Annotated in this window: 4 protein-coding genes; all 4 read left to right on the top strand. The window is 28.0% G+C overall.

Annotated features, from left to right (window positions below):
* Positions 1-7 precede the first annotated feature (7 nt).
* The 4 genes from argJ to ACA134_RS03905 all read left to right on the top strand — a co-directional run bounded on the left by argJ (position 8) and on the right by ACA134_RS03905 (position 15933).
* Positions 8-1246, top strand: coding sequence for a bifunctional ornithine acetyltransferase/N-acetylglutamate synthase (argJ, locus tag ACA134_RS03890; RefSeq protein ID WP_409200870.1), 1239 nt, complete (start codon positions 8-10; stop codon positions 1244-1246).
* Positions 1247-1963: 717 nt separating this feature from the next.
* On the top strand, positions 1964-3544 hold the full coding sequence (locus ACA134_RS03895) for a hypothetical protein (RefSeq protein WP_409200141.1): 1581 nt from the start codon (positions 1964-1966) through the stop codon (positions 3542-3544).
* Positions 3545-4450: 906 nt separating this feature from the next.
* On the top strand, positions 4451-7627 hold the full coding sequence (locus ACA134_RS03900; protein WP_409200871.1) for a right-handed parallel beta-helix repeat-containing protein: 3177 nt from the start codon (positions 4451-4453) through the stop codon (positions 7625-7627).
* A gap of 65 nt (positions 7628-7692) precedes the next feature.
* Complete coding sequence (locus ACA134_RS03905) at positions 7693-15933, top strand: hypothetical protein (RefSeq protein WP_409200872.1); 8241 nt, start codon at positions 7693-7695, stop codon at positions 15931-15933.
* Positions 15934-16031 lie beyond the last annotated feature (98 nt).

Here is a 16031-nt window from a genome sequence, read left to right on the forward strand (position 1 = left end):
TGAAATCATGAAAATTACAGACTTAAACAATATAAAAATAATATCTGATGGTATTTGTGCTGTAAATGGTGTAAAAGCAGCAGGTTTTAAAGAAGATAAATATGGTTTTGCAGCTATTTTAAATGAAAATAGTATTGCATCAGGAGTTTTTACATCAAATAAAGTTAAAGCAGCACCAGTTTATTTCTCAAAAAAAGCTATTGAAGATGGAAATTTATCTTTAATTATAGCCAATAGTGGTAATGCAAATTGTTTTACAGGTAAACAAGGAATGGAAGATTGTAAAAGTATGGTTGATTTTGCAGCGAGTAAATTAAACATTTCTCCTAATGATATAGCTATAGCATCAACTGGTGTTATAGGTAGGCATTTACCAATGGATATTATATTGAATTTAGAAGAAAAAGCTATTTCAAATTTCAGATGTTCCGCTGATGGTTCAAATAATGCTGCAAAAGCTATTATGACAACTGATACATTTCCAAAAGAATTTGCTGTAGAAGTTACATTAACTAATGGGAAAAAGGTTAATATTGGTGGTATTACTAAAGGAACTGGCATGATAGCTCCAAACATGGGTACAATGCTTTCATTTTTAATGACTGATGCTATAATTAATAAAGAATCTATTGAACAAGCTTTAAAAATAGCTGTTAATGATAGTTATAATATGATTGTTGTTGATGGAGATGAAAGTACTAATGATACTACTATTTTAATGGCAAATGGTAAATCTGATGTTTCAGTACTAATAAACAATGAAATTGATCCAAATTTCCAAAAAGCTTTAACTTATCTTTGCCAAGAACTTGCACAAATGATGGTTAGAGATGGTGAAGGAGCATCAAAATTTTTAGAAGTCACAGTTAAAGGTGCTAAAACTGAAAATGATGCAAGAAATGCAGTAAGGGCAATAATTTCATCTTCTTTATTTAAAGCAGCTGTTTTTGGAGGAGATCCTAATTGGGGCAGAATTGCAATGGCAGTCGGTTATGCAGGTATTGATATAGTTCCAGATAAAATGTCTATTTCAATGGCCTCTGATGAAGAATTTATAGATCTTGTTAAAGATGGCGAACCATTAGCAATAGATAACAGTGACAATCTTAAAATAGCTGAGAAGATAATTGATAATAAAAACATTTTAATTATTGTTGATTTAAATATTGGTGATAGTTTAGCTACTGGCTGGGGTTGTGATTTAACTTATGATTATGTGAAAATTAATGCAGAATATACTACATGAGTTTTTAATAAATATTTAAAAAACCCTTAATTTTCATAAAGTTTAAATACTATATTAACATAAATTTTAGTATTATATAAATTCTATTTCTCTAAATTTTATATATTTACAATTACATTGAGGTTATTATTATGGCAAAAGTTAAAGGAACAAATAAAAGAACAGGACAAAAGAAAGGTTATGTTAAACCTGGTAGTAAAAGAGGAAGAGGAGTTAAGCAATCTTGGAAAAAATAATTTTCTAAGTTAACTTTTTTTTATTTTACTTCAATATAATTAAATACTTTTCAATTTTTTTTAAATTTTTATATAATGAATAGTATTTTTATTTTTAATTTTTTTCTAAATATTATATAATTCTTTTAATGGGAATATAAACTTTTTACATTTCATTATTTTAGATTTGAAAATTTATAATCCAATTATTTTAAAAATAGTAATTTTATTCGTTATATTTTTGTATAACCACTAATATTATTATTTGTTTAATTATAAAACAATCAATTTAATATTAGCATGACTTTATATGTATATCATTATATAAAAAGATTATGGCACTGTAAATTTTCACGGGTTTTGATTTTCTTTTTTGGATGGTTTTTTTTATTTTCTTGTTTTTTTATTTTTTTTAGTGTTTTGTCTTTATTTTTTGTATTGGTTTGTGATATTGTTTGTGTATTGTGTTTTTAATAATTTATATTGGTTATATTTATATAGTATGAGTTATATATTATTAATTATGAATATTGTTAATATTTTACCTTTTAAAAAGATATTTAGGGAGAATCAAACTTATTTGGATGATTTTGTTCGGTTAGATATTGATTTTGAACCTTTTTTTAAGAGGAATAAAAAGTATTGTGGTGATTCTATTGATTTAATAGATGAATTTCAAACAGTTTTATTGGAAAATATTGATGATATTAATAATATTGATGAATTTAAATCTTTTAATGATTTTAATGATAGTGATTCAAATGATGATCAGATTTTATTGGTTGATTTTGATGAAAATAATTTAGATTGGGGTGTAGGTGATTTTATGGTTGATAGACTTACTTTTAATGAATCTTTAAGAAACAATATTAAAAGAGGCTTTGGTATAGATATTTTTGAGGATGTAGAAGAATCTAATGTTATTTCTTATCCTGATAATCGTTTTGCAATGTTAAAAAGAATTTGTCCTCATTGTGGTGAATCTAATGCTAATGTTAAAGGATGGGAACGTAGGATTTATAAAACTAAAGAAAATAAATCTGTGGAATATTATCCTCAGTCTTATGTGTGTAATGAATGTGATAAATGGTTTATTACTCCTGTAGATTTTAAAGTAGATAAAGAATTAAAGGAGAAAAAGAAATTAGATGATAAAATACGTAAAATTCATGCAAATACTGGTTTATCATTTGATAAAATAGCAGAAGTGGTTGAAATTAGTATGAATATCAATGTAAGTCATGAATATGTTAGGAATGTGATTCAAAAAGAACATGATGAATTTGTTTATGAAACAGACATTGTTCCATTGCCTGGTGATTTTAAAAAAAAAGGTAAAACCTCACTAAAACGTGAGGTTACCGATTTAGGCATATTATTCATGTGTAAAAATAAAAAACATGCTAATTTTGGTCATATTACTGTTGATGAACTCTTTACAAATATTAATGGTCAAAAAAACTACTTAGTAACTATTTTTTCAAATGAAATAAAAGACATGCCCATATCTATTGCAATAACAAACACACGTCATTATGATGTTATAAATAAATTTTTTGATTTTACATTCGATAAAACACCAATCCAATCATTAACAAGCGATATGTTAGGAGTATACGGAAAAATAGCTGAAAATAAAAATATACCACAACAACAATGCATATTTCATTGGATGAAATACACCACAGACAAAATATTTGATGAAATTAAAAAAGAAAACATTCCAGAAAAAGATATCACTTATAATTTAATGATATTTACTGAAATGAAAGAAATACTCAGAAGTTTTGACGAAAATAAAACAAAAGAACTACTTGCAAAATATGAAAAAAACATATTTTTCATTGCAGATCCTATACAAAAAATCATGGATAAATTCTCCAAACAAAAAGACAAACTAACAGCATACTCTAAAGATAACAAAATTCGCAGAACCACAAGCCAAGCAGAAACATTCAACAGCCTACCACAAATAAGACATAAAAAACACACATCCAAAAAACCATGGTCATTACTACTATCACTATCCTCCACAATCAAATTCTACAAACCCAACCACAGAACACTACAAAACAGACAATAAAAAAAACAAAAACCCGTGAAAATTTACAGTGCCAAGATTATTAACATTTCTACTATTTATCATTATTTTCTATTTTTTGGTTGTTATTGTAATTTTTAAAAAAAAATTATTAAATAATCATTTTAATTAATCTATTTTAAAAATACAATTAGTTTTTTTTATTTAATTCTAATGTTAAAAGATTTTTATAATTATTTTTTAATATAATTATTAAAAATTCTTGTTTGAATAAAATAAATAGTAACTAAATAATATTTCTTTCTTTAGGATAATCAATTAATAAACTTTTTATTAAGCTATAAATTAAAAAATATATCTAAAATAATCTTTATGTTTTACAAAATAATGTTATTTTCATGAACATCTAAATTCTCTAAACAAAAATATAACGAATTTGAATTAGGTAAAGGGTAGGGTAAAAAATAGGATCTTGGATAAATTATGTATTTGATATATAATTATAAAATTTGGAAAATGCTAAATAAATTTATATATTAATAATTCGTAGATAAATGAAATATTAACGATTTAAATAAAGATATTAATTCATTTAATAGTAATTATTGCAATCCTCCCATTGAAATAATTCTGTTATAAAAAAAACTAATATTATCAACCACACATTACGGATAATATTGCTCCCAGACATATTATAGTAGAAATTAAATTAGATGTGATATTAATAATCAATTTAAATTTCTATATTGCAATAACATTCTATGATTTTAAATATGATTTTTAAATAATCAATATTTGATATTATTAATTCTAAATTTGCTTTTAATTTTAATCCTAATCCTAAATTTAACCTTATCCAATCCATAGAATTAAGAGAAAAATATATCCTATTTTTTTTTATTTTTCTAATACTATAACAATTCGAAAATAAATAAATTGAGGTGTTTTATGAAAAAATTTAAAATATTGTTATTGTTTTTAGTAATGATATTATCCATAGGATGCATTTCTGCTCAAGATTTCGATGTTGCTGAAGATGGTTCAGGAGCTTATGATAATATTAATGATGCAGTAATAGATCTTTCTTCGTCATCTGATAATTCAAACAATATTTATATTCAAGAGGGATTATATAACAAATCTAATGATGTTAATAACAACATTACAAAAAATGTTAATATAATTGGTGTTGGGAATGTAGTTATCGATGGAAATGGAATTAATGGACTATTTAGAATAATGCCAGGTATAGAAGTAACATTTACTAATATTAAATTTTACAATTCTAATCCTGGTGCTATATTTGTAGAAGAATCAAGTATAACTGTAATTAATTGTTATTTTGAAAATGGTGTTGGAACAACTTTAAGTACTGCTGAAAGCGGAGGTATAACACTTATGGATGCTACTGGTGCTTCTATAGTTGATTCTACTTTTGTTGATAATGATTGTGTTCAGTATGGTGGAGCTATTTATGGTATGCATTCAGAAAATATTTTTATTGATAATTGTAATTTCATAAGTAATTCTGCAAATGGAGCAGGTGGAGCAATTTACTTAGGTGTAAACCATTTTACTTTAACTAATTCAAACTTCACTGGAAATAAAGCTAAAGATAGTTTTGGTGGGGCTTTATATTTAGAAGGTAATAATTTATTAATTATGGATTGTTTATTTGATTCTAATCAACAAACTGCTGATTATGGTGGATCTGCAATATTTGTAACTGCATCTGAAAATTTAACTGTAATGGGATCAAACTTCACTAATAATTTTGGTGATGATAGTGGTCCTTTAAGTATATATTTCACAATGAATTCTTTAGTATCTGATTGTCTTTTTGAAGATAATCTCGTTGGGACTACAGGAACTTTATTTTATGGATATTCATCAAATATTGAAATAAGAAATGTTGATTTTATAAATAATTTTGCAAAATACCATGGAGCAGGATTAGCTTTTTGGACAGATTGTGAAAATATTTTAGTAGAGAATTGCGATTTTATAAATAATACTGCTGTATTAAATGCAGGAGCTATTATATCAAGAAATACAAAAAATATATCAATTTCAAAATCTAACTTTAAAAATAATAGTGCACCTAATGGTGGAGCTATATATGTATTTAGTGGAAGTAAGATTACAATAGATGAGTGTATTTTTGAAGATAATAATGCTACTGATGGTGGTGCAATAAATGTTGGTGAAAGAGTTGATGGTTTAACTATTAATTCATCAACATTTAATGAAAATGAAGCAAGCCATGTTGGTGGTGCAATAAATAGTCCTGCTATTTATGGGCTTGTTGAAATAATTAATTCTGTTTTTAATGGCAATACTGCAGTTGCTGGTGGGGCTATTCGCACTGATTCATATAATATGACTATATCTAATTCAAACTTTGTTGGTAATAAAGCTGAATTATATGGTGGAGATATTCTTAATGTTGATTATAATTTAACTATAACTGATTCTAATTTTTCAGATAGTTCTTGTATTCAATTTGGAGGGTCCATATTTAATGAAGGATATTTAACTTTAAAAAATAATTTAATTAATAATACCAATGCTGCTATTGGTAATGAAATATATAATGTGGGCTTTATTGATGTTGTTACATTAACTTTCTTAAATAATGAAACTAAATTAGTTGTTTATGACAATACTTATATTATTTTTGCAACTGTTACTGATGATATGGGTAATGAAATTACTTATCAAAATGTTTCTTTCTATATAAATGGTATTTATGTAGGTTTTGCTAAATCTATTGAGGGATATGCAAATATTTCTTATACTGTTACTGAGAGATATGGATCTTTAATTGTTAATGGTTATTATGATGGTATTATCTCTGATTTGATTTTAAAAGAAGGAGCTCTTCAATTAATTTCTAATACAACTGTTATAGGTGAAATAGTATTCGATAAAGACTTATATGTAACTGATGAAAATGTTGAAGGTACTATAACTATTGAAAATCTTGGAAATCATACTCATAGTGTTAATTATACTGCTGAAAATGTTACTATTATAGTTAATTTACCTGCAGGCTTTGAAATGAATAATGATGTTATTGTATCTCATGGAACTTACAATGTTATTACTGGCATTTGGTTTATTGATGAATTAGATGCTATGGAAGTAGCTACTATGACATTTACTGGTAAATTCACTACTAAAGGTAACTATAATAATAATATCTTTGTGAATGGTTTAAACTTTGAAAATTCGACTGATTCTTATGAAGTAACTGTTTTAACTGCAAATACAATAGTTGAAAGTATGGTTAAATTTGAAAAAGAAATTTACTTTATTGATGAAGATGCAAATGGTGTAGCTTCTATTATTAATAATGGCAATTATACTGCAGAAAATGTTACTGTTGTGGTTGAAATGCCTAAAGGATTTATTGTTGATGGTGTATCTCATGGAACTTATGATGAAAATACTAATATTTGGTATATTGGTGATTTGAATGCTGGTGAAGTAGCTTCATTGAATTATAGTGGTACTTTTACTTCTAAAAATGTTTATAATGCTACTATTTTTGTTAATGGTATGAACTTCGAAAATTCAACAAGTTTCCATATAGTAACTGTTTTACAAGCTTTAACTAATCTTGAAGGTAATATTGCATTTGATAAAGAGGAATATGCTATTGGCGAAGATGCTAATGGTGTAATCTCTGTTGAAAATAAAGGAAATTATGCTGCAGAAAATGTTATTGTTGAAATTAATCTAGCTGAAAGTTTTGATAGTAAAAATATTATTGTATCTCATGGATATTATGAAAACGGTTTATGGCATATTGGGGATTTAAATCCTGGTGAAATAGCTACAATGATCTTTACTGGTAAATTTACTGTTGTTGGTGAATTTAATAATACAATATTTGTCTATGGTACTAATTTTGAAAACTTTACTGCTTTTTATGTAGTGAATGTTAAAAATATTCCAAGTGATAATAACAATACTAATAAAACTACTGGGGACAATGGTTTATTTTCAGAAAATTCTAGTATTGACTTTGGTTTAAGTGTAACTAAAACAGGAAATCCTATTTTCTCATTAATATTAGTATTAATAGCTTGTTTGGGAATTTCCTTAAGGAGAAAAATATAATATTTTTGAGGGTGATGATTTTTTAATCATCCTTATTTTTTTTTTATTTAAATGGAGGAAAAAATTTGAAATTTAAAAATCAAAATATCATTATTATTTTAGTAATGTTATTTTTAACGATTCTGATTTCAGCTTCAAGTGTTTCTGCAGCTCTTAGTGAGAATGCTGAAGGTAATTTTACTAATCTTGATAAAGCTATTCAGGATGTTGATATTGGTGGAACTGTTTATTTAACAGATGATGTAGAGCTTGAATTTTCTGAAGCTACTGCATATCGTGATGGAATTAAAGTAACTACTGATGATATTACAATTGATGGTCAAAATAATGTTATTAATGCTAATAATTTAGTTTCTATATTTAATATAGAGGCCAATAATGTTGTTATTAAAAATATAAAATTAGTTAATGCAGGTTCAATTTATGCAACTAATACAGGATCTGCTATTATTAATAGTGGTAATAATACTCAATTAGTTGGTGGAGTTACTATTGCTAATTCTACTGGTACAACTTATGGTGGAGCTATTTATAATACTGGTGATTATTTTACTATTTCTGGTACTAATTATTTTATAAATAATAGTCTTTCTGTAATTCAAGATACTGCTGGTGGAGCTATTTATAATACTGGAGATTATTTTACTATAGAAGGATCTAATGTATTTGATTCTAATTATATAGTAGATTTTGATGAAACTATTCGTTCTATGAAAGGTGGAGCTATAGCTAATTATGGTGATAATTTTTTAATTGAAGGAACTAATGCATTTAAAAATAATAGAGTAACTGGTATGGGTGGAGCTATTTTTGCAGCAGGTACTAATATTACAATTAATGGTAATAATTTATTTACCAATAACACTGCTCTTCAACCTCATGGTTTAAATGTACTTGTTATATCTGGGGCTGTTTTAGCTTTAGGTTCAACAAATAATGTATTGATTAATGGTACTAATATTTTTGAAAAAAATGGTGTTAACACTACTGATGGTGGTGTTATATATATGGAAAATACAAATAACACTGTAATTTCTGGTGCAAATAAATTTATTGAAAATACTGCCAAGTCTGGTGGTGTATTTTATAGTCATGTTTTAGGTAATAATAAGAATTTAACTATTACTGGAGCTAATATTTTTGAATATAATAATCCTATTCATGGTGGTATTTTTTATTTCCAATGCCATAATGTTGTAATAAATGGGACTAATTATTTTAGATATAATAATGTAAGCACTAACTGGGGTGTTGGTGTTATATGGGGTAATGATTTCTTATTAAATGGTACAAATGTTATTGCAAATAATACTGCTATGGGGTCTGTATCTGGAATTCAAATATCTGGTGATCGTGGTACAATATATGGAACAAATGTTATTGCAAATAATACTGCTTATGATGGTTATGGTGTTTTTAACTTTTTAGGCAATGATTTTACTGTAAATGGAACTAATATATTTAGAAATAATAATGCTACTGATGGTGGAGCTATTGCTCTTGGTAATTCTGGTAAAAATTTCACTGTAGAAGGTACTAATCTTTTTGAAAATAATTATGCATCTAGTAATGGTGGAGCTATTCAGTATGGTGGAATTGATGCTATTATAACTGGTACTAATTTGTTTATAAATAATGGTGCTGGTGCTGGTGGAGTTATAGGTAATATTAATGGCCATAATTTAACTATTTTTGGTGAAAATCAATTTTTAAATAACTATGCTAGTAATGGAGGAGTTATAGGATCTTCGGGCAGATTCGATATTATTGGAACTAATATTTTTAAAAATAATACTGCTACTAATAATGGTGGTGTAATTAATGCTGGAAGTGGTAATGTAGGTATTTATGGTACTAATATTTTTGCTAATAATACTGCAGGTGCTGCTGCTGGTGTTGGATATATGAATAATGATAATTTTGTGATTGATGGTACAAATTTGTTTGAAAATAATACTGCTAGTAATGATGGCGGTGTTTTTGATATTAGGTCTGTATATGCGAATATTAATGGTACTAATGTTTTTAGAAATAATACTGCTGGTAGATATGGTGGGGTTATTCACTTTAATGGAAGAACATATGATGATACTGAGTATGTTATTGAAGGAGATAATGAGTTTTTAATGAATGATGCTAGATCTGGTGGGGTTATTTATATTAATAATTATGCTAAAAATATATTAATTAAGGATAATAATATTTTCACTGATAATATTGCAACTGATAATGGTGGTGTAATATATAATTCTAATAGTAAAAATCTTACTATTATTGGTAATACTTTTGAATATAATGTTGCAAATAATGGTGGTGTAATTTATCATACTAATTCTTATTCTAATTTATATCCATATAATTTTGGTATGATTCTTAAAGATACTCATATTAAAAATAATCGTGCTACTAATGGTGGGTCTGTTTATACTACTGGTAATGAGAAAGTTGTTATTGAAAATGTTACATTTTCTAATACTTCTGCAATTGCTTCTGGTGGTGCTATATTTTCATCTACTAATGAACTTTATATTTATAATTGTATTTTTTATGATTCTAATGCAACAGATGGTGGTGCAATTTATATTACTGGAAATTATGATGCTCGAAAATTTGAAATTGTAAATGTCACAATTTCTGATAGTAAAGCTAGTGGAAATGGTGGTGGTATTTTTAATGGTAGATCTAATGCAATGGTTGCTGTAGGTCTTTTAAAAAATGTTACTGTTGTTGATAATATTGCTAATAATGGTGGTGGTATTTACAATGGTGGAGTATTAATTATTTCTGGTATGAACAATATTAGTAATAATGCTGCTAATTCAACTGATGGTTTAGGTGGAGGTATTTATAATACTCGTCATCTTAATTTTACTGATTATAATTTAATAGCTGATAATTCTGCATTTAATGGTGGTGGTATTTACAATACTGGTAGTTGGTCTTTAAATATTAATGGTAAAAATGATATTATTAGAAATACTGCTTATAATAATGGTGGTGGTATTTATAGTGGTTCTTCAGGTTTTACTTTAAATGGTACTAATAATATTAGTAATAATGTTGCTGTTAATGGTGGTGGTATTTATAATGGTGGAAATAATGCTATTATAACTGGTTCTAATAATATTAGTAATAATGTTGCTGTTAATGGTGGTGGTATTTATAATGCTGCTAATAACTTAATTATTTCTGGTAATTATTTATTAAATAATATTGCTGTTAATGGCACTGCTTTGTATAATACTGGTAGTTTACAATCACTTAATGTTAGATATTCTTCTGCAGATTCTAAACACTTAATTTACAATACTGGAACTATGTTTTTAAATAATAATAATATGGTTTCTAATAATGTTGAAAAAATCTTTAATTTAGGTATGATTACAAGTAAAGTCTTTGTTATTTATATGAATAATAAAACTATTCCTGCAGATTTAAGTGATGTTATTAATATTAATGTTACTGTAACTGATGATGTAGGTAATACTATTGTTGGTCAAAATGTAACTGTTGATGTTAAAGGCATTAATGAAGGTAATATTTCTACTTTTACTAATGGTTTTTATTATATGAACTATGTTGTAACTCAAACTGGAGTTTCTGTTGTTAATGGTGTATATAATGGTGGTAATAACTTAACTGTTAGAAATGGTATCATTTTAGTTAATGATGCTTCATTAACTATTACTAAATCTGTTAATGTTACTGAAGCTAATGTTGATGATTTTATTGGTTATACTATTACTATTGTAAATAATGAATTGGTTCCTATTACTGATGTTGTTGTTCGTGAGTTTTTCCCTGATGGTTTGGGTTTTGTTGGTATGGTTCCGGTTAGTGGTAGTTGGGTTCCTGTTGGTGTTGATAGTTGGAGTTTAGTTGGTTCTATTGCTCCTGGTGCTAGTGTTTCTTTTACTTTGGTTTTCCAGGTTTTGGGTAATGTTACTGGTTTGGTTAATAATACTGTTAATGTTAAGACTAATCAGACTGGTGGTAATGAGTCTGAGGGTAATAATACTACTAGTCCTAATACTAATTTGACTAATGTTACTTTGGATTTTAGTAAGAGTGTTAATGTTTCTAGTGCTAATGTTGATGATTTTATTGGTTATACTGTTGTTGTTAAGAATACTGGTTCTACTGTTGCTACTGATGTTGTTGTTCGTGAGTTTTTCCCTGATGGTTTGGGTTTTGTTGGTATGGTTCCGGTTAGTGGTAGTTGGGTTCCTGTTGGTGTTGATAGTTGGAGTTTAGTTGGTTCTATTGCTCCTGGTGCTAGTGTTTCTTTTACTTTGGTTTTCCAGGTTTTGGGTAATGTTACTGGTTTGGTTAATAATACTGTTAATGTTAAGACTAATCAGACTGGTGGTAATGAGTCTGAGGGTAATAATACTACTAGTCCTAATACTAATTTGACTAATGTTACTTTGGATTTTAGTAAGAGTGTTAATGTTTCTAGTGCTAATGTTGATGATTTTATTGGTTATACTGTTGTTGTTAAGAATACTGGTTCTACTGTTGCTACTGATGTTGTTGTTCGTGAGTTTTTCCCTGATGGTTTGGGTTTTGTTGGTATGGTTCCGGTTAGTGGTAGTTGGGTTCCTGTTGGTGTTGATAGTTGGAGTTTAGTTGGTTCTATTGCTCCTGGTGCTAGTGTTTCTTTTACTTTGGTTTTCCAGGTTTTGGGTAATGTTACTGGTTTGGTTAATAATACTGTTAATGTTAAGACTAATCAGACTGGTGGTAATGAGTCTGAGGGTAATAATACTACTAGTCCTAATACTAATTTGACTAATGTTACTTTGGATTTTAGTAAGAGTGTTAATGTTTCTAGTGCTAATGTTGATGATTTTATTGGTTATACTGTTGTTGTTAAGAATACTGGTTCTACTGTTGCTACTGATGTTGTTGTTCGTGAGTTTTTCCCTGATGGTTTGGGTTTTGTTGGTATGGTTCCGGTTAGTGGTAGTTGGGTTCCTGTTGGTGTTGATAGTTGGAGTTTAGTTGGTTCTATTGCTCCTGGTGCTAGTGTTTCTTTTACTTTGGTTTTCCAGGTTTTGGGTAATGTTACTGGTTTGGTTAATAATACTGTTAATGTTAAGACTAATCAGACTGGTGGTAATGAGTCTGAGGGTAATAATACTACTAGTCCTAATACTAATTTGACTAATGTTACTTTGGATTTTAGTAAGAGTGTTAATGTTTCTAGTGCTAATGTTGATGATTTTATTGGTTATACTGTTGTTGTTAAGAATACTGGTTCTACTGTTGCTACTGATGTTGTTGTTCGTGAGTTTTTCCCTGATGGTTTGGGTTTTGTTGGTATGGTTCCGGTTAGTGGTAGTTGGGTTCCTGTTGGTGTTGATAGTTGGAGTTTAGTTGGTTCTATTGCTCCTGGTGCTAGTGTTTCTTTTACTTTGGTTTTCCAGGTTTTGGGTAATGTTACTGGTTTGGTTAATAATACTGTTAATGTTAAGACTAATCAGACTGGTGGTAATGAGTCTGAGGGTAATAATACTACTAGTCCTAATACTAATTTGACTAATGTTACTTTGGATTTTAGTAAGAGTGTTAATGTTTCTAGTGCTAATGTTGATGATTTTATTGGTTATACTGTTGTTGTTAAGAATACTGGTTCTACTGTTGCTACTGATGTTGTTGTTCGTGAGTTTTTCCCTGATGGTTTGGGTTTTGTTGGTATGGTTCCGGTTAGTGGTAGTTGGGTTCCTGTTGGTGTTGATAGTTGGAGTTTAGTTGGTTCTATTGCTCCTGGTGCTAGTGTTTCTTTTACTTTGGTTTTCCAGGTTTTGGGTAATGTTACTGGTTTGGTTAATAATACTGTTAATGTTAAGACTAATCAGACTGGTGGTAATGAGTCTGAGGGTAATAATACTACTAGTCCTAATACTAATTTGACTAATGTTACTTTGGATTTTAGTAAGAGTGTTAATGTTTCTAGTGCTAATGTTGATGATTTTATTGGTTATACTGTTGTTGTTAAGAATACTGGTTCTACTGTTGCTACTGATGTTGTTGTTCGTGAGTTTTTCCCTGATGGTTTGGGTTTTGTTGGTATGGTTCCGGTTAGTGGTAGTTGGGTTCCTGTTGGTGTTGATAGTTGGAGTTTAGTTGGTTCTATTGCTCCTGGTGCTAGTGTTTCTTTTACTTTGGTTTTCCAGGTTTTGGGTAATGTTACTGGTTTGGTTAATAATACTGTTAATGTTAAGACTAATCAGACTGGTGGTAATGAGTCTGAGGGTAATAATACTACTAGTCCTAATACTAATTTGACTAATGTTACTTTGGATTTTAGTAAGAGTGTTAATGTTTCTAGTGCTAATGTTGATGATTTTATTGGTTATACTGTTGTTGTTAAGAATACTGGTTCTACTGTTGCTACTGATGTTGTTGTTCGTGAGTTTTTCCCTGATGGTTTGGGTTTTGTTGGTATGGTTCCGGTTAGTGGTAGTTGGGTTCCTGTTGGTGTTGATAGTTGGAGTTTAGTTGGTTCTATTGCTCCTGGTGCTAGTGTTTCTTTTACTTTGGTTTTCCAGGTTTTGGGTAATGTTACTGGTTTGGTTAATAATACTGTTAATGTTAAGACTAATCAGACTGGTGGTAATGAGTCTGAGGGTAATAATACTACTAGTCCTAATACTAATTTGACTAATGTTACATTGCATGTTTTAAAAACTGCTAATACTACTGTTGCTGATATTGGTGATATGATTAGTTATACTATTACAATTAAAAATGTAGGCTCAACTGCTGCTACTGGTGTAGTAGCTACTGATTATTATAGCTACGGTTTAACTTATGTTGGATATGTTGGTGATAATTGGTCTAACATTTCTAATGTTTGGTATTATTCAGGTAGTATAGCTGCTGGTGAAACTGTTAATTTAACTTTGATTTTCATTCTTAATGTAAATGCGTCTGATGTTGTTAATAATACTGTTAATGTAACTAGTAATCAAACACCTGAAGGTAACACTTCTACTAGTAATAATACTACTGTTATGATTCCAACAATTTTAACTATTGAAATTGCAGATATTAAATATGGTGAAGATGCTGTTATTTCAGTTATTTTAACTGATATGTTTGGTAATCCTATATCTGGAGATGTTATAGTTAATATTAATGGTACTGATTATACTGTCAATGTTGTTAATGGTATTGGTAATTTCACTGTTCCTGGTTTAATTGCAGGTTATTATGAATTTAATGGTTATTATAATGGCACTTCATTGTATTCGCCATCTTATGATAATGGTACTTTTATTGTTTCTAAAGTTGATGTTATTATTGAAGTTACAAATGTTACTGCTAAACCTGGAGATACTGTTACTATAAATGGAACTGTTATTGATGAACTTGGTAATATTGTTACAAATGGAACTCTTAAAATTACTTTACCTGATGGAACTGAAACTACAGTTTTTATAACAGATGGTACCTTTGAAATTACTTGGATTGTACCTGATGAGTTTGAATCTGGGGAATATCCTATTATTCTTGAGTATATTGGAGATAATAATTATAATGATGGTAATGGTAAAGGTATAGCTACAATTGAAAAATTAAATGTTACTATTGTTGTTGATCCTATTACTGGTAAACCTGGAGATACTGTTATTGTTAATGGTACTGTTATTGATGAATTAGGTAATCCTGTAAATAAAGGTAATGTTACTATTACTTTACCTGATGGAACTGTTGTTACTGTTCCTGTAATTAATGGTACATATACTACTAATTGGACTATTCCTGATGATTTTAAACCAGGTAATTACACCGTAATTGTCCAATATAATAATAATACTTATTATAATAATGGATTTGGTAACAATAGTGCTTTTGTTGATAAATTAAATACTGTTACTACTGTTAATGATGTTAAAGGTAAACCTGGTGATACTGTTATTATTACTGGTGAGGTTATTGATGAAAGAGGTTATCCTGTTAAAAATGGTACTGTTATTTTAACTTTACCTGATGGATCTAAAATACCTGTTCCTGTTATTGATGGTAAATTTGAATATAAGTGGACTATTCCTAAACATTTTAAAGCTGGTACTTATGTTATTTTAGCTGAATTTGTTGGTGATGATTATTATTATTCATCTTCTGCTAATGCTACTTTGACTGTGTATTATGTTCTTGCTCTTGTCCCATCTCCTGATGCAGTAGATGATATGAGTAATAATTTGGATAGTGGAAATATGAAAAATACTGGAAATCCTATTGCTATGTTAGTATTAGCTTTATTTTCTGGTGTTTTTGTTTTATATAGAAGAAAATAATTATTATTTTCTTTTATTTTTCTATTTTTAATTAATTAAATATATTATTTTTAAATTTTCATAACAACTCTATCATTATTTTTTTAAAAAATTATTTA

Source organism: Methanobrevibacter sp. DSM 116169, assembly GCF_046197865.1.
In the GTDB taxonomy this organism is placed as follows: domain Archaea; phylum Methanobacteriota; class Methanobacteria; order Methanobacteriales; family Methanobacteriaceae; genus JAHKLT01.